Source organism: Acidithiobacillus thiooxidans ATCC 19377, from assembly GCF_009662475.1.
GTDB classification, from domain to species: Bacteria; Pseudomonadota; Gammaproteobacteria; order Acidithiobacillales; family Acidithiobacillaceae; genus Acidithiobacillus; species Acidithiobacillus thiooxidans.
On the sequence record NZ_CP045571.1, the window covers coordinates 1,188,808 to 1,208,890 of the forward strand.

Genomic DNA, 20,083 nt, shown 5'->3' on the forward strand with positions numbered 1-20,083 from the left:
AAACGCCTTGAAATTAAGCTGAAAGTTGGCTAAAAGTATTGAACCATTCTAACGGTTCACAATCATCCTATGCCGCATCACGGAAAAATAGTTGATGTATCGAAAAATTACAGCAGAAGATTATTAGGATTCTCTGTTTGGGTTTTTTGGTTCCTCGTCATTTCAAGTGGGTAGCCTGAGATCCAGCTTACCCAAGATCAGGTAGGCCATATTGATAAAGTTCTTGTGGGTACGGTAACCCCGAGCTTTCGCCTTGGCGGATTGAATGAGGCTGTTAAAACCTTCCAGAATTCCATTGGTGATCTGGCTCTCAAACCAGTGGAGCACACCATCCCAATGATTCATGATGGTGTAGGCAACCTTGACGATAGGCGGCAGATCGCTGGTCTTGGCGTTTTCCAACCAGGCTTTCAAGAGGGTAGCACCCTGATGGCGATTCTTGATCGTGAAGATGTCCTGAAAGGTCAGGCGGAATTGGTAGGCCTGCGCCGTCTTGAGGTTCTGGTCTTTGAGTAATGCCTGCAGCTTTTCTTTCTGCTTCACCTTGAGTTTCCGTTCATTCTTGAGCCAGAGCCAGCGGGTCTTTTTGAGGTCTGGCTGGGTAAATGCTTCGCTCCTGCGTACCGCGTCCACGGCCTCGTTGACGAGCTTCATGAGGTGGAAACGATCAAAGGTCACCTGGGCGTTGGGAAGATGCTCTTTAGCCCCTTTCTGGAAGGCGGGAGACAAGTCCATGCTGACGTCCGTGACAGCTTCTGCGCTGCCCCCATGGGCTTCAAGGTCTGTGGCAAATCGCGCAAAAGTGGAGACGTCCTTACCGGGGGTGGCAAACAGCAGTCGCCTAGCTTCCAGATCTACGAAGAGCGTGATGTAGTCATGGCCGCGCCGACTGCTGGTTTCATCGACGCCGACGGCATGGACATGGGCCATATCCACTCTGGTACGGGCTTCGGGCACATAGTGGTCAATCACCCGCCACAGGAGCGTGTCGGTCTCGCCGATCAGGCGGGCTACTGTCAATACCGGCATCTCCCGCACCAGGGTCATGATCAGCGCTTCAAAGAGCAGGGTGAAACGCGAGCCTTCCCGCGCCCAGGGAACAGGGATCTGATGCACCCCATGTTCCGGGCACATCACACGGGGTACGCGGGCGTGGAGATAGGCTTCATGCTGAAAGAAATCCATGTGCCGCCAAGTATGTTCACGGGTGTCATGTACCGGACACTCCTCACCACAGACGGGGCAAGCAAAGCGACTGCCCTTGGGAAAGTTGATGTGCAGATCCAGGCGCTTCTCCTCCACTTGGAAGGTCACATCGTCCACCAACCACGGCGGTACCAACCCTAACGCGAGAGAAAACAGCTCTTCTGGGACCATCAGCTAACTCCTATTCGGGACACAACTGCTCCGCTGCATTGTAAACCCTACCCACTCGATCTGACGAAGAGCCGGTTTTTTTCTTGCTGATGGCTCTTTCCTGGGTGTTGGTTGGTTTTTATACTTGGGAGAAAGTCAGGGCTCAGGAAATTGCTAACCTACGAATATTGTCAGTTGCTCTTGCCCATAGTACATCGCAAAGTGTTTTTAATGTTCAGTCCTCCCTGGATTTGCTTGCGGACAGTCTTCGCAATATGTCGGCTGGTCGAGATTTGAATTTGTCTCACCGGTTAAAAAATTATCTGCAGGCACAGCCTGCAATCCAGAATATTACCGTGATGGATGACAAGGGACGGGTTCTTTCTGAAGCGTTCCGCAAAGATTATCCCGGTACGAACTCGTTGGCCATGCAAAATGTCCATTATTTTTTTCTAAAAAGCGATTTTTATATCGGGTCTTTGTTTCCGGATATCCAGAAAAGGCTCTGGTATATTCCATTCAAACGTCTCGTACAATTAAAAAATCATCAGGAGGTAACTGTAGTTGTATTGTTGCCTTTGGTTGATGGGACCTTCAAGTGCTGGATGGGCTACCCTTTGCAGGCACATACCGGGCTGTTTTTACTCAGGCGAGATGGTTATCTGGAGGCGCGTAATCCGCCACCGGACAAGACTTCTTTTACTATACGCCAAACCGGAATTGCTGCTCGCTACGTAGCTGCTCATACGCATTCGGCGGGTGGCGTTTATATGGGTTATTCAACAGCAGTAGGCCAATGGCGCCTCGGGGCGGTTGAAGACGTACCGAATTATCCGTTAGTGGCCGGAGCCAGTATCTTGCGCAGCACATTATGGGATATGTGGGCGCGCAGTATGATTGGTCCTTCATTGGTAATTGCCTTCTTGGCTTTATTGGGATTGCTGGTTTATCGTTACCTAAGGTATTACACGGAACTCCAGGAAAAGCTTCGCAGTGATGCTGAAATGGCCATCTGGGAGGCCAAGGAGCGTGCTGAGGTTACTTTATCTTCTATTGGTGATGCAGTGATTACCACGGATACTCAGGCCCGTGTGACGGGTGCCAATTCAGTGGCTGAAAATTTACTGGGGAAGAAGATTTCCGATATTCGCGGCGAGCCGCTAGATAATGTATTTAAAATCATCAATGAAACGACCCGAGAAACCGTTGCCAACCCTGTTCATCGGGTGCTTGATGAAGGGCGAATCATGGGACTTGCCAATCATACCACGCTGATCAGCGCAGATGGTCACGAATATGCCATTGAAGATTCGGCAGCCCCTATTCGTTCTCGTACCGGGCAAATACTGGGTGTGGTTCTGGTTTTTCATGACGTTTCTCAACGGCGGCAGTTAGCCGATCAGCTTGCCCATCAGGCCGGGCATGATGCTCTCACACAATTGCCGAATAGACGCCTGTTTCAGCAACATCTGGAAGCTGCCTGTCAAGTGGGTCAGGGAGTAAATTCCTTTTTTGTGGCTATTTTGGATCTGGATGGGTTTAAACAAATCAATGATCTGTTTGGTCATGATAGTGGTGATGTGCTGCTTTGCGCTCTGGCGAAACGTATGGAGCTCATTTTTGGCAAGCAAAATATTATCGCGCGTTTGGGTGGCGATGAATTTGGTCTGATCCTGTATAAGCCTCAGAAAATCAAAGAAATTGATGTTTTGCTCACGCAAGCCTTGGGGAAAATTAGTGAGCCGGTTGAAGTGCTGGGTAGTCTTGTGACGGTTTCGGCAACTATTGGTATCTCTTCTTTCCCTTCGGATGCTGATGATCCAGGACAGTTATTACGCTTGGCAGACCTAGCGATGTACGCCGCCAAGACCGCAGGACGAAATGGTTATGTGTTTTACAATGAAGCATTAGAAGCGAAACAGCAGCTTATCGCCGAAGGAATACATATGGCTGAGCAGGCGCTAGCGGAAAATCGTTTTGTTCTTTGGTATCAACCGCTGGTTGCTTTACATGGGCATGTACTGGGTGTGGAGGCCCTGTTACGTTTGGACACGGGTAGAGGAGAAGGTCTGCTCAATCCCAGTCATTTTTCCAGCGCATTGGATCATCCCTTGCTGGCGCGAAAAATCGGGCGTTTTGTGCTGGATGCGGCAGTGCATCAAGGAATGCTTTGGCGTAAGCAAGGCTTTTTCCTGCGGGTCGGTATCAATATTAGTGCCCGGCATCTTCTGGACTCGGATTTTATGCAGGATATTCATGCTATTTTAGCCCGGTATCCCGATTTTCCTCGGGACCTGATTGAACTGGAAGTAACAGAAAGTGCGCCGATGCTTGATTTTCCCTCAGCCATTACTACGTTGCAGGCGATTAATGCGTTGGGAATTCACATTGCCCTGGATGATTTTGGCACCGGGAATGCGTCACTAACCTATCTTCAGCGATTGCCAGCACAAACCATTAAAATCGATCAGAGTTTTGTGCGCGATATCCTTGTTGATAACAAAGATTTGACCATTGTTGCCGGAGTTGCTTCCACTGCGCAGGCATTGGGCCTGGAAATTGTGGCCGAAGGTGTAGAAAGCCTGGGGCATGCGCGCAAGCTCGCAGATCTGGGCGTAAATGTATTACAGGGTTTTGCCATAGCACAGCCTATGCCGGCTGAGGATGTTCTGAATTGGGTAGCGCATTATAAACCCATTCTTCGTGAGGATTGATTATCCGTGTTAGCCGGGCGTCGTCGCTTTTAACTGCCATTGCGGCCAGATTGTCTGAGCCTGGCGATCCAGTATGGCTGCATAAATAATGGTATTGGTCAGTACGCTCTGGACATAATGGCGTGTTTGGCGGTAAGGAATATTGGCAGTAAAAATGGGACCCGCCCAGGGTCCTTGCGTGGGACCATCCCAACGACCCAGCCAGCGCTTGGGTGCTCCCGGGCCGGCGTTGTAAGCGGCTGCCGCGAGTAACTCTGATCCGCCAAAACTTTGCTGTTGCAGGCTGAGATAATTGGAACCCAGCACCAGATTTCCCCGGATGCTGTGCAGATCGGCATCGGCGGCGGCGGGAATGTGTGATTGCAACCATTCAGCAGTGGCAGGCATGACCTGCATCAGCCCTTGCGCACCAACATCCGAACGGATTCCAAAAGCAAAGCCCGATTCCTGGCGGATGAGACCCGCCAGAAAGGCCCGGCGCAATCCTGTCTGGTTGGCGGCACCGCTGATTTCATCAGCATAAGGGAGGACATAGCCCTGACGCCAGTCACCGCCATGGGGGATCAGGCTGCTGGCGTGAATGCCCAGTAACCAGGCCTGTTGCTGAAAAGCCATACGGGCTGTCGCCTTGATCTGGCCGGGAGTGGAGAGGGTACTCAGGTCATGATCCCACTCACTCAAGGCATCATAATACAAGCCTAGTGTAGTGTTGCATTCTGTTTGCTGCTTAAATGGCTGTTGGCGCGAATGACTTTTTGCAGGATGTCGCGGGCGGTTTTGGTCCAGATGAAAGGTTTGGGATGGGTGTTGTGGTGGTCGATGTACCCCTCAATGGCCTGGATGAGTTCAGGCACACTGGTGAACACCCCACGACGTAACCGCTGGGTCGTGATATCCCGAAAGAAACGCTCGACCATGTTGAGCCAGGATGCCGAAGTGGGCGTGAAGTGCATGTGAATACGCGGGTGCTTGTCGAGCCACGCCTGTACTACCGGGTGTTTATGGGTCGCATAGTTGTCGGCAATCAGATGCAGAGCCTTGTCCCTGGGCGTCTGCCGATCAATTTTCTTCAGGAACTTCAGCCATTCCACATGGGTATGGCGCTGTTGACACTGTCCGATGACCTGACCATCCAGCACGTTGAGGGCGGCAAACAAGGTCGTAGTGCCATTACGTTTGTAGTCGTGGGTCATCGTTTCTGCGCGGCCCTTTTTGAGGGGGAGTCCCGGTTGGGTCCGGTCCAGGGCCTGTACCTGACTTTTTTCATCCACGCAGAGCACCAAGGCATGCTCCGGGGGAGACATATACAACCCCACAATATCTTCCAGCTTTTCCACAAAATGCGGGTCACGTGACACCTTGAAACCACGCAGCAGATGAGGCTTGAGGCCATGCTTGCGCCAATGCCGTGACACACTGGCGGCACTGACACCCAGTTCTGCCGCCATCCTACGCGTACTCCAATGCGTCATCGCTTCCGGCTTACTCTGCGTGGTCAATTCTACCAGACGGGCCACATCCACTTTCACCGGAGGGGCGCCGCGCGGTAAATCGCGTTCAATGCCCGACAAGCGGTGTTCCAGATAACGCTTGCGCCAACGTGCGACTTGCAGGCGATCCACCCCCAGGCGCTCCGCAATTTCTTTGTTCTGCAAGCCCTCTGCCGCCAGCAATATCATCCGTGCCCGTAATGACAAGCGGACACTGCTTAATCGGGAGGCGACTATACGGGACAACTCGGACCGCTCTTCGCTGGTTAAAGTGACTGTGGGCGCAACTCGCAAGGCTCGACTCCATTCATACCCTCAACATGGAGCTATTTTATCATCATTAACCTTAAGGTTCACCAAGAATGCAACACTACACTAGCTGATAGAGCTTGATGGCCGCCCGCTCAGGCGCAGTTTCTTGCAACACGGGTAGGGCAACATCTTCTGGTTCAGCAGCGGAATTCGTATTGAGATCCAGGGACTGTCCCAACGCTGCCATGGCTAACTGCCCATAATAAGTCCAGGGGGAAGCGAGGGTGCCGAGTTCTGCTTTCGCCTGCACCGTATGCCCCAGTTGCAGCATGGCTACGGCCTTCCAGAACTGCCACTGCCGTTGCTGGCTTTGCGGAGGATTCATGAGGGTGACGGCATCGTTCACCATGGTCCAGCGTCCCACCCGAATAGCAGTCCGTACCATCCAGGCCAGCATTTCCGGCTGAGGATGAAACTGTGGGTCGGTGTTATAGGCCAACTGATACCAGCTTCCGGATTCGGGACGAAAAGTCTGGGTAGCTTGAAAAGCGCAGTTATACAGTACCCGTGCTTTTTGTGCCGCATTGAGGGTATGGATTTGCTGCACAAATTTTACAGTCTGCAGGGGGTGAATGGTTGCCAGGCGCAACAGGGCAAGTTCAAGAAGACGGGTTTGCGTCCCGGACCATGATCCCGTGCCGTTTTGCTGGATATGCGTTTGTATCCAGATATCGGGATGATCAATGGTGGCAGTCAGCTCTGTTCCAGCCTGACCATTCAGGTAAGGCGCAAAATGGCGCGCTTCAGAAAAAGCCGATGCTTCAAACATCTGCTGCAGTCGCTGCCAGAGTTGATCCTGGGTAATCAGACCTTGCTGCAGGCCGTCGCGGGCCATGGCATTACAGGAATGATTACTGGCCGGCGCGCTGCTCCACAGAAAGAAGGGAGAAACCACATTTTCATTTTGTAAGGCGGGATCACGCAGGGCGTCACAGCGTAACTGGATGAGATCCGGCTTTTGCCCGGATTGGTAAACGCGGGTGAAGTTATTCCAGTCCTGTCGATGCGCCAGTTGGATCAACCATTGCCGACGCAGCAGATGGTGGGCAACACCATCGGGAAAACGCGCGGAATATTGGAGATACTGCTCCTGGGTCAAGGTTTTAAGGCGGGGTTGTAAAGACCAGTAGCCTACCCAGGAACCCATATACGTATTTTCCAGTGCGGGAAGGGCCTCTGCAGCCGGCCTGTAATTACCTTGTGAAAAAGCCGTTGCGGCCGTTTGCAACAGGGATTCCTGCGCCGAACTAAGGGGAATATTGTCTGCATATGCACTGCCTGCTACGGCAAAAATGCAGGCCGCCCACAGCAATAATTTTTTCTTCACGATTGTTTTTTGAGGTGAAGCCATCGGCCGAGGTGTTTTGCAAGAGAGTGTGAACGTTGCGGATGATCTTTCGCCAGCGGACCAACATGCAAATTCAGTGGTTCGCAGTGATCCTTGCCGTGGCAGATAACCCCATGGGAATCACAGTTTTCACCGGCTTTTTTCAAAATCTGCACCATTTTAGCCTCTGCTTCTGCTCCACAGCGACCATCATACTGGATCAGGACGAGGTGTTTCTCCGGTAGTACTTCTACATGCCCGCCCATTTCTTCAAAGACTTTAAGTTCTGCCAATGCCGAGTCGGTCACCCCATGCAGGGCCCCACTGATGATGAAGCGGTCGCGACGCTGTTCTTCTTGCTGTTTCATGCTTTTTTCCTGCTATGTTAGAGACCATTCAGCATGAATGTCCCGGAAATAATCTACATGCACCCCATTATAGTGCCATCTGGCGGTTTTGTCGGAAAGCTTTTAACCGGGATCCGGCAGCATAGCCTCAGCGCCGAATCTCTGGAAGCGGGGCGAGCAGGGAAGCCAGATCATCCGGGCCAAATTGCAGCTTGTCCTTACGCGCCTTATCGAGCACCCCGGAAGCTAATATGGCTTTTCTCTCCTGCAGCGCCAGGATTTTTTCTTCAATACTGCCCGCTACAATCATTTTGTAGACAAATACGCGCCGCTGCTGACCAATGCGATGGGCACGGTCCGTGGCCTGATTCTCGGCAGCGGGATTCCACCACGGGTCGTAATGAATGACTGTATCGGCTGCTGTGAGGTTCAGGCCAACACCGCCAGCCTTGAGGCTGATCAGAAATAATGAAACCTCACCCCTTTGAAAACGATCAATCGGCGTTTTGCGGTCCTGGGTATTTCCGGTGAGCTGTACGTAGGGAATATGCATTTTATCCAGGCGTGTACTGATCAAGGCCAGCATTTCCGTGAACTGGGAGAACAGCAGAATCTGGCGACCTTCGGCAAGGAGTTCGGGGATCATCTCCATCAGCATGGCGAGTTTGGCGCTTTCCTGAACCTTGCGGGCCTTTTCACTTTTCAACAGGCGTGGATCGCAGCAAACCTGACGTAATTTGAGCATGGCGTCAAGAATCACAATCTGACTGCGCTGAAAGCCCTTGGCGGCAATTTCCTGGCGAATTCTTTCGTCCATGGCACTACGTACGGTTTCATACAGATCACGTTGCGCCCCTTCAATATCCACCGAACGAATAATGATGGTTTTTTCCGGAAGTTCTTGTGCTACTTCTTCTTTTTTGCGCCGCAGAATGAAGGGACGGACGCGTTTGGCCAGCAGGTTCAGACGCTCCACATCACCATGGCGTTCGATAGGGCCCCGCCAGATTTTTTGAAACGTGCGCAAATCACCCATAAAACCGGGCAGGAGAAAATCAAACTGCGCCCAGAGTTCACCCAGATGATTTTCCAGAGGGGTTCCAGTGAGCGCCAGGCGATGGGTGGTAGGTATTTCCCGAATCGCCTCGGCAGCGCGACTTTGGGCATTTTTAACCATCTGTGCTTCATCCAGAATCAGTAAATGGAACTGCTGGATTTTGAGTAGTTCAATGTCTCTCCAGACCAGCGGGTAAGTGGTCAGCACCAGGTCATGACGGGGTATTTCCGAAAACAGGTCCAGTCGCTCCTTACCGTGCAGTGACAACACCCGTAAATCGGGCGCAAAGCGTTCCGCTTCCTCCCGCCAGTTATGAATCAGCGACGTCGGCATAATAATCAGAGCGGGGTTCTGCAGGCGTCCGTTTTCTTTTTCCAGCAATAGGTGCGCGAGGGTCTGGGCGGTTTTGCCGAGCCCCATGTCATCAGCCAGAATGCCACCCAAATCATGCTCCCGCAGAAACTGCAGCCAGGCTAAACCTTCCTGCTGATAGGGGCGCAGCGGCAAGGCAAAACCCCGGGGAGGTTCTACAGGGGGTATTTCGCCACTTTGTGGGAGGCGTTTACTGAGCCTGCGAATGGCTTCCATCCCCTCACTCCGCCATTGCTGACTATCGGTAATTTCGGCCAGTCGCGTGACGTCATAGGCAGAAACACGCATGGGTCCCGAAGCGCCAAGACTGAACAAGTCAATAAGTGTACCTACCAGTGGTTTGAGTCGGTGTGCAGCGGTTTGAATGGGAATTCCCGACGGGGTGTGCAAATGGATAGCTTCTTCATCGGGAATGCCAGTTAAGCCTCCGGGACTCAGCCAGCGTGGGTCACGGGCAAATAGCGCACCCAAAAGTGGAGCCAGCGCCAGCCTTTCGCCTTCGACGACGATGCCTACATCCAGGCCGAGCCAGCCTTCTTCCTCACCGTCCACCTGCATATCCCAGGCATCAATATGCAAAAAATGATGGCGGAAGCCATCCGGCCAGTGGACTTCCCAACCTGCGGCGCGCAAAGCCTCCACACCTTCATTCATGAAGGTATTCCAGTCTTTTTCACTGGCCAGTCCATAAATGGGCTGTGGCAGCAAGGAGAGGCTATGAAAAAGACTGGCTTTGGCGACTTTCATGCCGGTATCCGCCAAAATTTTCAGCGCTTTTTTTTCTGCCTTGCGATCGCGTTGGACCTGCACAGTTTCGCCATTGGCGAGAGTCTGTGTTTCGCTGTCATCATCAATGGCAATATGCGCGGGCCCATAGATAAAACTCGGCTGCCCGTAATCAAACCGGCAATTGGGACTCCATTGGCCGGGATAATCCCGGTAGGCCTGCATCCCCATCAATGCCAGGGTGTCGCACCAAAGAGAAGGCTGGAGTGGCTCGGCAATGACCCGAAGATCCTTCACCGGATCGGCCACCGGCGCAGGCAGGTCGGGGGCCGATTCTTCCAGAATATTTCTTAACAGTGCGGCCTCCTGAATGTTGAGAGGTGGTGCCTGGAGAAGGTCCTTCAACAGCGAAGGTTTGATAGGGATGTCAATCGGACCGATTTCGAGATTTTCCGCATCCAGATACCAGGGCACGTCCAGGGTCAGCAAGGTTTGGGTGGGCGGTTCGGTTTCCAGAATGGGATGTTGTTCCGTACCCTTGAGGGTTTTCCAGAGTAATTTACCCGCACGAATATCGCCCATCCGCAATGGGGAGGAACCGGGTTTGTTCATAAACAGGCGTTCACTGGCAGCCAGTATGCCCAGAGCGGCACTACCATGGCGTGGGCCCAGCGTAAAATATCCGCTTCGGGGGGCGTAAACATCTTCAATGAGCAAACGGCGGATGACCATCTGATCCGCTGCATCCAGAAAACCGGGTGGACGGCGCAGGGCCGCTTCAAAATTGCTCCAGGGCGTGAGTTCGCTGCAAATACCCTGCTTGTTCAGGCGTGCTTTGAGACAATGCAGGGTGGGCACACGTTGCTGATGACCACGAATTTCCAGAATCCAGTGGAGTCGATAGGTGGTAGTGGGGATTCTGCGTGGTGGCGGATTCAGATGTGAGCGCAGTTCACCCAGCCATTGCATCACATGCGGCCTGGGGCTGTTGACCGGCTGTGGGCTACCACGTTGGGCCAGATAAGCCAGTAACACGGCGGCGACATGTTTGCAGCGACTGCCAACGGGGCAGGTGCACAAACTGATAAGATGTCCCTGACTAAGATGAATATCCACATGATAAGGATTGCGGATGCTACCTTGCACCCATGCACTGAGCTCCGTGTCGGTTGGTCGTTCGAGATGACTGACCGCCTGTCGATAAGGCTGGGCCTTGCGGATTTCCAGGTCACCCAGCCACTGGCGGAGGATGTCGTAGTCATAGGTGTCCAGACTGGGTAGCGTTTGGTTGCCGCGATGCCAGTTCATCCAGTCGTCATTATTGGGCATTGCCTTGCTTGGATATCCGTTGTGAATACTAATGGACCATGATACACAGCCTGTAGCCCTCTGGGAAAGTGTGCAAATTATCCATGCTAACTGCCTTTTTGGCATTTATCTGGTTATCATGACGTAAACACTGAACAGGATCGGAGGAGTAGGAAGATGGCAGCATTTGGAACCAGTGGGTTAAGAGGCCTGGTCAGCGATTTAACCGATCAGCTGGTTTTTATCCATGTGCGGGCATTTCTTCGTTATCTCCGCGACATCGGCGAATATCAGAGCGGTGAGAAAGTGATTCTCGGCGGCGATTTAAGACCCAGTACCCCACGCATATTGACTGCCAGTTGGGCTGCGGTGCTGGCAGAGGAGGGCAAACCCCAATTTGCCGGTTATCTGCCCTCGCCGGCACTGGCTTTTGCCGGAATCTCGGCAGGAATCCCTTCGTTGATGGTAACCGGCAGTCATATTCCCTTCGATCGTAACGGCATCAAATTCAATCGTCCGCACGGCGAACTGATGAAGACCGACGAAGCTGGTATTCTCGCCCAGGACATGCAAGTTGCAGCGGGTTTATTTACCGAACAGGGTGCCTTGTTGCACCCGCCGCTGGTGCCGGATGCCGACCTGCATTATCTGCAAAACTACCAGAATAGATATCTGGATTTTTTTGGCAAGGAAAGTCTGGCAGGCTTGCGGCTCGGTGTGTATCAGCATTCTGGAGTGGCCCGGGATCTGCTGGTCGATATTTTGGTCGCTATGGGTGCGGAAGTATTGCCACTGGGCCGTTCTGCAGAATTTGTTTCATTGGATACGGAAGCGTTGCGCCCTGAAGATACCGTGTTTGCCCAACAGGCCGTGGCCGAGCATCAGCTGGATGCCTTACTGACGACAGATGGAGACGCTGATCGCCCCATGATTGCGGACACTACGGGGCGCTGGTGGCGCGGCGATGTGCTGGGTGTGCTTACAGCCCGGGCCCTGGGCGCACAAACTGTGGTGACCCCGGTCAGCAGTAATACTGCGCTGGAGTTATCGGGATTGTTCACGCGGATCCACCGTACCCGCATTGGTTCGCCTTATGTCATTGAAGCCATGCAGGCTGCTCTCGCTGCCGGTGAGGGGCCCGTAGTGGGTTATGAAGCCAACGGCGGATTCCTGCTGGGCAGTCCCCTGCAGCAGCATGGACAGACCTTGCAGCCGCTCCCAACCCGTGATGCCATTCTCCCCATGCTCACTGTTCTGACAGCGGCAAAACAGCAAGGTATTGCTCTTGCGACACTGTTGGACCATTTACCCCCGCGTTTTACCGCCAGTGACCGGCTGCAGGATTTTCCAACCCGGTTGAGTCAGCAGCATCTGGATGCTTTCAGGGGAACCGACAATGTCCTGAGTCTGGCAGCATTCAGCCAGACTTTTGGAAAAGTGGCAGGCCCGGCAGGCAGTCTGGATTATACCGACGGGGTGCGTGTGACTCTGGAAAATGGCACCATCATTCACTTGCGTCCTTCGGGAAATGCGCCGGAATTGCGATGTTACAGCGAAGCGGATTCGCCTGAAGAAGCCGAGCGCATGTTGCGTGCTGCTTTGCAAATTATGCATGGCTGGCGGCATTAACTTGTTGCCACGTCTTTCCCGGGCATGGTGGATCTATGCAGGAACCGGACTGATCATTCTCGACCTGCTCCTGATGGTGCTGCGATATCTGGGGGTGGTTTTCAAAACCAATGCCGTAGCGGTGCTGGCGGTCCATCATGGGGTGGATGCGCAAGCCGGGAGCCTCCTGCATCTGGCCAATATTCTGAACATGGTGCGCTGGAAATGGATCGGAGGGATTTTGGTACTGGGTTTCCTCTTCCTGCTTATCGGTTTTTGGCGCTCTTTTTCCCGGCGTCGCTGACGCTGATCTGGCTGAGTAGATAATCCTCATAACTGCCTTTGAAATCTTCAATGCCCTGAGCGGTGAATTCAATAATGCGGGTCGCCAGGGAAGAGACAAACTCGCGATCATGGCTGACAAAAATCAGGGTTCCATCGAACTTTTCCAGCCCGTTGTTCAATGATTCGATGGATTCCATATCCAGATGGTTGGTGGGTTCATCCAGAATCAGGACATTCGGTTTTTGCAGGGTAAGCTTGCCAAATAACATCCGGCCTTTTTCGCCACCCGACAGCACCTTGACGGAGCGCCCGACCTGATCCTGACCGAAGAGCAGACGGCCGAGAACCCCACGAATAGCCTGATCATCGTCTTTTTCGCTGCGCCATTGGCACATCCAGTCGAAAAGAGTCATGTCCTCCGCAAATTCCGGCGCATAATCCTGGGCGAAATAACCGATTTTGACATTTTCCGCCCATTTGATCACCCCGGCATCCGGTTCCGTTTCACCTATCAGGCAGCGCAATAAAGTCGTTTTCCCCAGACCATTGGCACCGATAATCGCAATACGTTCACCTGCTTCAATATGCAGCCGCAGCTTCTGATAAAGGCGCAACTCACCGAAAGACTTTGATAAATCTTTGGCATCCAGGGCATAACGATACAACTTGCGCTCCTGCTGAAAAACCAGATAGGGATTCTGGCGGCTGGAAGGTTTGACTTCTTCCAACTGGATTTTTTCAAGCTGACGGGCGCGGGAAGTGGCCTGTTTGGCTTTGGAGGCATTCGCCGAAAAACGGCTGACAAAACTTTGCAGTTCTGCCATTTTTTCCTTTTTCTTGTCGTTATCGGCCAGTAATTGATCCTTGACCAGCGTGGATGCGCGCATGTAGTCATCATAATTACCGGGATAAACACGCAGTTCGCCGTAATCCAGGTCGGCCATGTGGGTGCAAACACTATTTAAAAAATGCCGGTCATGGGAAATGATGATGATGGTACTTTTGATGGTGCTCAGCAATTCTTCCAGCCACTGAATGGTATGAATATCCAGATTGTTGGTAGGTTCATCCAGGAGGAGGATATCAGGATCGGCAAATAAAGCCTGGGCCAAAAGCACGCGCAGTTTCCAGCCCGGCGCCACCTCCGACATCAGGCCGTCGTGCTGCTCCAGAGGAATGCCCACGCCAATAAGGAGTTCCCCGGCGCGAGCTTCAGCGGAATAACCGCCCAGTTCGGCAAAGTCACTTTCAATATGGGCTACCGCCATGCCATCTTCTTCATTCATTTCCGTCAGGGAATAGAGGCGATCGCGCTCCATTTTCACCTTCCAGAATTCGCCATGACCCATCATGACCGTATCCAGTACCGTATATTCTTCAAAGGCAAACTGATCCTGGCGCAATTTGCCCAGCCGTTCGCCACTACTCAAGCTGACATTTCCGGCGCTGGGTTCGAGGTCGCCACCCAGGATTTTCATGAGAGTGGTCTTGCCACTACCGTTAGCTCCAATCAGACCGTAGCGGTTGCCGTCCCCGAAGTCCACGGACACGTTCTCGAACAATGGTTTTGAACCAAACTGCATGGTCAGTTGATGGGTACTGAGCACGGCATACTCCAATACGCAATAATGAATGGGAGCAATGATAGCACTGATCGGGATATAAGTGTCCTTGCCTGTGGGCATGCTGAACAAATGGTCCGCTTGACAGCAATCAAGCCTATACCTTAGCTTTACAAGTTGAACAACGCTGGGGGCGTCTGCCAGGGGGCAGGCTGAGAGGAACCCTTGGAACCTGATCCGGGTCATGCCGGCGTAGGGAAGCGCTACAGGATCAACTGTCTGCGTCCTTCTTCCGTGTCCCGATCATGTTTTTCGCAATGCACTGGAATTTGGAGGAAGCACAATGGCGACACGTCCCACCGATATTACCCATAACATGCAGGAAGCCACGGTCACCACAGGATCCATACCGGGTTCCCGCAAGGCCTACCTCAGCGGTGAAATGTATCCTGAATTACGTATTCCTCTTCGTGAAATCCAGCAGACCGACTCCCGCAACCGCGATGGTTCGGTGGAGCATAATCCGAATATTCCCGTGTATGACTGTAGTGGTCCCTTCACTGATCCTAATACCCAGATTGATATTCATGCGGGACTCCCTGCTACCCGTTGGCAGTGGACTGCCATGGAGACGCCGCTGGAGCATCGTCCTGAACCGAGTTCGGCTTATGGTCGGGCCCGCCTCGCTGATGTCAGGACGGCTGATTTGCGTTTTCAACAGCGCCGCGAAATCCGGCGGGCCGCAGAAGGCGCAAATGTCTCCCAAATGCATTATGCACGACGTGGAATCATCACCCCAGAAATGGAATATGTGGCTATTCGTGAAAATCAGGGCCTGGAAAAATTGCGCGCCACCCATCCCGAACTGTTTCGCGCGCATCGTGGCGAATCCTTCGGAGCGCAGATTCCGGATGTGGTCACCCCGGAATTCGTCCGTGAAGAGATTGCCCGTGGTCGTGCCATCATCCCTGCCAATATCAACCATCCCGAACTGGAACCGATGATCATCGGCCGCAATTTTCTGGTAAAGATCAATGCGAACATCGGTAATTCAGCGGTCACTTCTTCCATTGCCGAAGAAGTCGAAAAAATGGTCTGGTCCATCCGTTGGGGTGCCGACACCGTGATGGATTTATCCACCGGCAAGCATATTCATGAAACCCGCGAATGGATTATTCGCAACAGCCCCGTTCCCATTGGTACCGTACCCATTTATCAGGCCCTCGAAAAAGTCGATGGCAAAGCTGAAGATCTGACCTGGGACTTATACCGCGATACGCTGATTGAGCAAGCTGAACAGGGCGTGGATTACTTCACCATTCATGCCGGAGTATTGCTGCGTTATGTGCCTCTTACTGCCCGGCGGCTTACGGGTATTGTTTCCCGGGGTGGTTCCATCATGGCCAAATGGTGTCTGGCGCATCATCAGGAAAGTTTCCTCTACACTCATTTTGAGGAAATCTGTGAAATCATGAAAACCTATGATGTCAGCTTTTCACTGGGCGATGGCCTGCGTCCCGGTTGTCTGGCAGATGCCAACGATGAAGCGCAGTTTGCCGAGTTGCATACTTTGGGTGAGCTCACCCAGATTGCCTGGAAGCATGACGTGCAGGTGATGATTGAAGGTCCCGGCCATGTGCCCATGCAGATGATTCGCGCCAATATGGACGAAGAGTTGCAGCACTGTTTTGAAGCCCCGTTTTATACTTTGGGACCCTTGACCACAGATATTGCTCCAGGCTATGACCATATCACCAGTGCCATCGGTGCAGCACAGATCGGCTGGTATGGTACTGCCATGCTCTGCTATGTGACCCCCAAGGAACATCTGGGCTTACCCGATAAAAATGATGTCCGGGAAGGGGCTATTACCTACAAGATTGCTGCCCATGCTGCGGATCTGGCCAAGGGCCATCCGGGTGCCCAGGTGCGGGATAATGCCTTGTCCAAGGCGCGCTTTGAATTTCGCTGGGAAGATCAGTTTCACCTGGGTCTGGACCCGGAAAAAGCCCGGGAATATCACGATGAAACCCTTCCCCAGGAAGGGGCCAAGGCCGCGCATTTCTGTTCCATGTGTGGACCGCATTTCTGCTCCATGAAAATTTCCCAGGATTTGCAGGAATACGCCCAGAATCAAGGCGCAGAAGATCTGGAGGCGGCGCGCGCCCGGGGCTTGCAGGAAAAAGCCGAGGACTTCCGGCGTTTAGGTAAAAACATTTATTTGCGTTGAGTTCTAAAAAGGGCAGTTGCCATAGGTACTTTGCAGCGACTTTTGGCCTGCGCCGTTGTTGTTCTTGGCGAAATCCTGCGCCCGTCAGGAGAGCTGTTTGAGCCCGCAGGGCGAGTTCTCTCCTGACAGCAGGATGAGCCTTAGAACAACAGGCGAGGGACAACGGAGCAAAAAGTACCTATGGCAACTGCCCTTTTTAGGTGGTGATCTGATTTTCTACAATAAAAAAGCCCGGATAAACCGGGCTTTTTTGACCGGGACAAAGTCCCGATCACTGACTCGACTCAGAACCGCTTGCGTGTATAAAAATACGCGATGACGGTGATGAAAAAATACACAATGGGCAAAAAGAAAATATAGTCTTCCAGATGCATGGTCTAACTCCCTTAGTGTGAGTGTCCGGTTTTGTCCTGACTTTCCGCATCCTGTTTTTCATACATAACCGCACCGGCGACGGCGATCAGCACAATCATGGTCGTACCCACCAACCAGGCGAAATACCAGGGGCCATAGTCACCAGTGATGACTGCCAGAAACAGGGATAACGCCATGATGAGAGCCATCCCGACAAAAGTGAAAAGATTTTTCATGACTGGGTTGCTCCCTTAATAAGCATGGTCATCGGCGGGGTTGGGCGGGTTGACCTTGCCGCGCATGACCCGAAAACACCAGGTGGTATAAGCCAAAATCGTGGGTACGAAAATGGCGGTGAAAATGGTCATCCAGATCAGGTTGTAACGACTTCCCGAAGCATTCCAGATAGTCAGACTTTGGTTGAGATTCTCAGACGAAGGCATCAGGAAAGGGAACATGGAAGTTGCTACCGTGCCTAAAATGCCAATCCAGGCAATGGCTCCCAACCACCAGCCGAGGATGGGTTTGTTGGCACGCAACATCAATGCACCGAACAGCATCCCGGCAATGGCCAGCAACGGGATAATCCACAAAATGGGTTGTGCTGCATAATTATCCAGCCATGCACCAGAAACCGCATGCACCACCTGACCACTGACGGCGTTGGCGGGCATTCCCGGATCACCGCTGATGAGGCTATACCCCGTCATGCCGGAAATCATGAAGCCACCAATGATAAACAGCACAATGGCAATGATCCCTGCAGTGCTGGCGTAATTCCGGGCGCGGGAAGCAATGGGGTCGGTACCGCGCAGCATCAACATGGCCCCGCCCTGATATACCGACATGCTGACCGCCAATAAGCCGCTCAGAATGGCAAAGGGGTTCAACAAATACCAGATGAAGGACTCCGTCTGATAATACTGACCATCCCAACCAAAATGAAAGCCGACGCCTTCGAGAATATTACCGATGGCTGCTCCATAAACAAACATGGGCAAAAAGCCGGAGACCAGGAAAACCCAGTCCCAGGAATCCCGCCACTTGCTGGCCGCCACTTTGGAGCGATATTCAAAAGCCACCGGACGTAAAATCATACTGAACAGCAGCAGGATCATGACAATGTAAAAAACTGAAAAAGAAGTGGCGTAAAGGGTTGGCCAGGCCGCAAAAATGGCCCCGCCGCCCAGAATAAACCAGACCTGATTACCGTCCCAATGGGGACCCACCACATTCAGGGCCTGACGGCGCTCGCCGTCATTTTTGCCGACGAAGCGCAGCAGGGTACCAACACCCATGTCCATGCCCACCATGATGGCAAGGCCCATGAGCAGGACGCCCAGCAGCACCCACCACAATAGTTTAAGTCCAATATAGAGATCCATTGTGTTGCCTCCTTATTTCTTGGCCAGACTGGGCTTGGCAAAAACGGGCTGACCGGCCATACCGCCCCCGGCAGGAGCCTTGTCATGACCATGATGGCTGGCTTGTGGGCCAAGACGCGCGTATTTGAACATCAGGTACATTTCTGCAGCGATGAACGAGCTGTAAAGCAGTACAAAACCGATCAGGGAGAAAATCATGTAGCCGACGCTGTGACTGGAAGCTGACACAAAGGTGGGCAACATATTGTAAACCGTCCAGGGTTGCCGACCATTTTCTGCCGTAATCCATCCAAATTCACAGGCAAACCAGGGTAATGGAATACTCCATAAGGCGACTTTCAGGAGCAGGGGATGCTTTTCCACCTCATTTTTGAGGCTGAAATAGGCGGCAAATGCAAAAATGGCGAGCATGATAAAGCCGAAAGCCACCATGATACGGAATGCCCAAAATTCTACCCAGACATTGGGAACCGTTTCGTGAGCCGTTTTGTCCACGACGCTGGCGAGATTGCTGGCATCCACCTTTTTCAGGTCCTGATCAGGGGCGTACTGCATGGCCAGAAAGCCATAGCCCATGTCTGTCTGATACTGTTTGAAGGTCGCCAAAGCCTGCACGTTACTGTGGTCATGATTATATTCTTTCAGGGCAACCATGGCCTTGATGCCATTAACTACTTTGGGCTTGGCTTCATCCACCAATTGATGAATACCGGGGATGACGGTGTCCTCCGAGTGGGTAAGCAGAGGCGTCAGCACATAGGGAACACCAATTTCAAAAAGGTTTTTACCTGCAGCCTTATCCGGGAAAGCAATCAGATTCCAGGGTGCAGATGCCGTGTTGTAGTCTGTATTCCAGATGGCTTCCATGGCCGCCACTTTCATGGGTTGAGCCTTGGCGTCAATGAAGCCCAGTGCATCGCCCAGAGTCACCACACCAATGGTGGAAATCACTCCGAAAACGGCAGCAATACGAAATGAACGCAGGGCAATATCCTTGCGCTTGTTGGTGAGCAGATAGAAGGCACTGATCCCCATGACAAACATGGATCCGGTCACAAAACCGGCGATGGAGGTATGGACAAATTTTGCCTGAGCGTCTTCATTAAAAATCAACTGGACAAAGCTGCTGAATTCCAAGCGCATGGTATTGGGATCAAAGGTTCCGCCTCTGGGGTCCTGCATGAAGCCATTGGCGATCAGAATCCACAATGCGGAAAGGTTGGAGCCCAGCGCTACCAGATAGGTAACGACCAGATGGGCCTTGGCACTGATCCGGTCCCAGCCAAAAAACATGATGCCCACAAAGGTGGATTCCATGAAAAACGCCATCAGGCCTTCAATAGCCAGAGGCGTACCAAAAATATCTCCGACGAAATGGGAGTACATGGACCAGTTGGTACCAAACTCAAATTCCATGGTCAGGCCCGTGGCCACACCCAATGCAAAATTGATGGCGAAAAGCTTGCCCCAGAACTGGGTCATTTCCTTGTAAATGGGTTTCCCCGTGATGACATAAACCGACTCCATGGTGGCCAGCAGAAATGACAGGCCCAGAGTCAGGGGTACAAACAGAAAGTGATACAGGGCTGTCAGCGCAAACTGCAGACGCGACAGCTCGACCACCGTGGGATTAATTAACATATCCATGAA

General features: G+C 52.5%; 14 protein-coding genes and 1 riboswitch. Of the genes, 4 read left to right on the forward strand and 10 right to left on the reverse strand.

Translation table 11 applies throughout. The features are described 5' to 3' along the window. Positions 1 to 162 precede the first annotated feature (162 nt). On the reverse strand, positions 163 to 1,377 hold the full coding sequence (locus tag GCD22_RS06165; protein ID WP_065973572.1) for an ISL3 family transposase: 1,215 nt from the start codon (positions 1,375 to 1,377) through the stop codon (positions 163 to 165). Between the two features lie 278 nt (positions 1,378 to 1,655). On the opposite strand from GCD22_RS06165, the gene GCD22_RS06170 reads away from it, so the two are divergent. Then, on the forward strand, positions 1,656 to 4,070 hold the full coding sequence (locus tag GCD22_RS06170; protein ID WP_244947590.1) for a putative bifunctional diguanylate cyclase/phosphodiesterase: 2,415 nt from the start codon (positions 1,656 to 1,658) through the stop codon (positions 4,068 to 4,070). Positions 4,071 to 4,079: 9 nt separating this feature from the next. Here GCD22_RS06170 and GCD22_RS06175 read toward each other — a convergent pair whose 3' ends face one another. The 5 genes from GCD22_RS06175 to GCD22_RS06195 form a co-directional block, all read right to left on the reverse strand. Beyond that, entirely contained in the window at positions 4,080 to 4,751 is a 672-nt protein-coding gene (locus GCD22_RS06175) for a lytic transglycosylase domain-containing protein (RefSeq protein ID WP_244947591.1), read from the reverse strand. Positions 4,752 to 4,768: 17 nt separating this feature from the next. Next, positions 4,769 to 5,854 carry an IS630 family transposase gene (locus tag GCD22_RS06180; protein ID WP_065972780.1) on the reverse strand — a complete coding sequence of 362 codons (1,086 nt, stop codon included), beginning with the start codon at positions 5,852 to 5,854 and terminating at the stop codon, positions 4,769 to 4,771. A gap of 76 nt (positions 5,855 to 5,930) precedes the next feature. Continuing rightward, the gene (locus GCD22_RS06185) at positions 5,931 to 7,199 is read right to left on the reverse strand and encodes an outer membrane protein assembly factor BamD (RefSeq protein ID WP_211371693.1); all 1,269 of its coding nucleotides are present in this window, start codon (positions 7,197 to 7,199) and stop codon (positions 5,931 to 5,933) included. Further along, complete coding sequence (locus GCD22_RS06190; RefSeq protein ID WP_024894265.1) at positions 7,196 to 7,567, reverse strand: hypothetical protein; 372 nt, start codon at positions 7,565 to 7,567, stop codon at positions 7,196 to 7,198. The genes GCD22_RS06185 and GCD22_RS06190 overlap by 4 nt, the downstream gene beginning before the upstream one ends. 127 nt (positions 7,568 to 7,694) lie before the next feature. Continuing rightward, positions 7,695 to 11,030, reverse strand: coding sequence for a DEAD/DEAH box helicase (locus tag GCD22_RS06195; RefSeq protein WP_081577553.1), 3,336 nt, complete (start codon positions 11,028 to 11,030; stop codon positions 7,695 to 7,697). A gap of 156 nt (positions 11,031 to 11,186) precedes the next feature. Here GCD22_RS06195 and GCD22_RS06200 point away from each other — a divergent pair, with 156 nt between their 5' ends. Then, positions 11,187 to 12,638 (forward strand): phosphomannomutase, encoded by a 1,452-nt coding sequence (locus GCD22_RS06200; RefSeq protein WP_031569693.1) that lies wholly within the window; start codon positions 11,187 to 11,189, stop codon positions 12,636 to 12,638. After that, positions 12,622 to 12,921, forward strand: a complete 300-nt coding sequence (locus tag GCD22_RS06205) for a hypothetical protein (RefSeq protein WP_024894268.1) — start codon at positions 12,622 to 12,624, stop codon at positions 12,919 to 12,921. Before GCD22_RS06200 ends, GCD22_RS06205 begins: the two co-directional genes overlap by 17 nt. On the opposite strand, the gene GCD22_RS06210 is transcribed toward GCD22_RS06205, so the two are convergent. Further along, entirely contained in the window at positions 12,884 to 14,587 is a 1,704-nt protein-coding gene (locus tag GCD22_RS06210) for an ABC-F family ATPase (protein WP_226859343.1), read from the reverse strand. The genes GCD22_RS06205 and GCD22_RS06210 overlap by 38 nt on opposite strands. Positions 14,588 to 14,643: 56 nt before the next feature. Further along, positions 14,644 to 14,740: riboswitch (TPP riboswitch) on the forward strand. Positions 14,741 to 14,807: 67 nt separating this feature from the next. On the opposite strand from GCD22_RS06210, the gene thiC reads away from it, so the two are divergent. Then, positions 14,808 to 16,694, forward strand: a complete 1,887-nt coding sequence (thiC, locus tag GCD22_RS06220) for a phosphomethylpyrimidine synthase ThiC (protein WP_031569689.1) — start codon at positions 14,808 to 14,810, stop codon at positions 16,692 to 16,694. Positions 16,695 to 17,080: 386 nt separating this feature from the next. On the opposite strand, the gene GCD22_RS06225 is transcribed toward thiC, so the two are convergent. The 3 genes from GCD22_RS06225 to GCD22_RS06235 are packed head-to-tail and all read right to left on the reverse strand — an operon-like array spanning position 17,081 to position 20,080. Next, positions 17,081 to 17,284 carry a cytochrome bd oxidase small subunit, CydX/CbdX family gene (locus tag GCD22_RS06225; protein WP_010639184.1) on the reverse strand — a complete coding sequence of 68 codons (204 nt, stop codon included), beginning with the start codon at positions 17,282 to 17,284 and terminating at the stop codon, positions 17,081 to 17,083. A 15-nt stretch (positions 17,285 to 17,299) separates the two neighbouring features. Beyond that, a complete protein-coding gene (gene cydB / locus GCD22_RS06230) occupies positions 17,300 to 18,433 on the reverse strand; it encodes a cytochrome d ubiquinol oxidase subunit II (RefSeq protein ID WP_031569682.1) in 1,134 nt (377 codons plus the stop codon). Positions 18,434 to 18,445: 12 nt separating this feature from the next. Further along, positions 18,446 to 20,080 carry a cytochrome ubiquinol oxidase subunit I gene (locus GCD22_RS06235; protein ID WP_010639179.1) on the reverse strand — a complete coding sequence of 545 codons (1,635 nt, stop codon included), beginning with the start codon at positions 20,078 to 20,080 and terminating at the stop codon, positions 18,446 to 18,448. Positions 20,081 to 20,083: the final 3 nt, after the last annotated feature.

Excerpts from the sequence above, each read along its gene's own strand:
- GCD22_RS06165 (WP_065973572.1), bottom strand. The coding sequence starts at position 1,377 with ATGGTCCCAGAAGAGCTGTTTTCTCTCGCGTTAGGGTTGGTACCGCCG.
- GCD22_RS06190 (WP_024894265.1), bottom strand. The coding sequence starts at position 7,567 with ATGAAACAGCAAGAAGAACAGCGTCGCGACCGCTTCATCATCAGTGGG.
- GCD22_RS06195 (WP_081577553.1), bottom strand. The coding sequence starts at position 11,030 with ATGCCCAATAATGACGACTGGATGAACTGGCATCGCGGCAACCAAACG.
- GCD22_RS06200 (WP_031569693.1), top strand. The coding sequence starts at position 11,187 with ATGGCAGCATTTGGAACCAGTGGGTTAAGAGGCCTGGTCAGCGATTTA.
- GCD22_RS06205 (WP_024894268.1), top strand. The coding sequence starts at position 12,622 with ATGGCTGGCGGCATTAACTTGTTGCCACGTCTTTCCCGGGCATGGTGG.
- GCD22_RS06210 (WP_226859343.1), bottom strand. The coding sequence starts at position 14,587 with ATGCCCACAGGCAAGGACACTTATATCCCGATCAGTGCTATCATTGCT.
- thiC (WP_031569689.1), top strand. The coding sequence starts at position 14,808 with ATGGCGACACGTCCCACCGATATTACCCATAACATGCAGGAAGCCACG.
- GCD22_RS06225 (WP_010639184.1), bottom strand. The coding sequence starts at position 17,284 with ATGAAAAATCTTTTCACTTTTGTCGGGATGGCTCTCATCATGGCGTTA.
- cydB (WP_031569682.1), bottom strand. The coding sequence starts at position 18,433 with ATGGATCTCTATATTGGACTTAAACTATTGTGGTGGGTGCTGCTGGGC.
- GCD22_RS06235 (WP_010639179.1), bottom strand. The coding sequence starts at position 20,080 with ATGGATATGTTAATTAATCCCACGGTGGTCGAGCTGTCGCGTCTGCAG.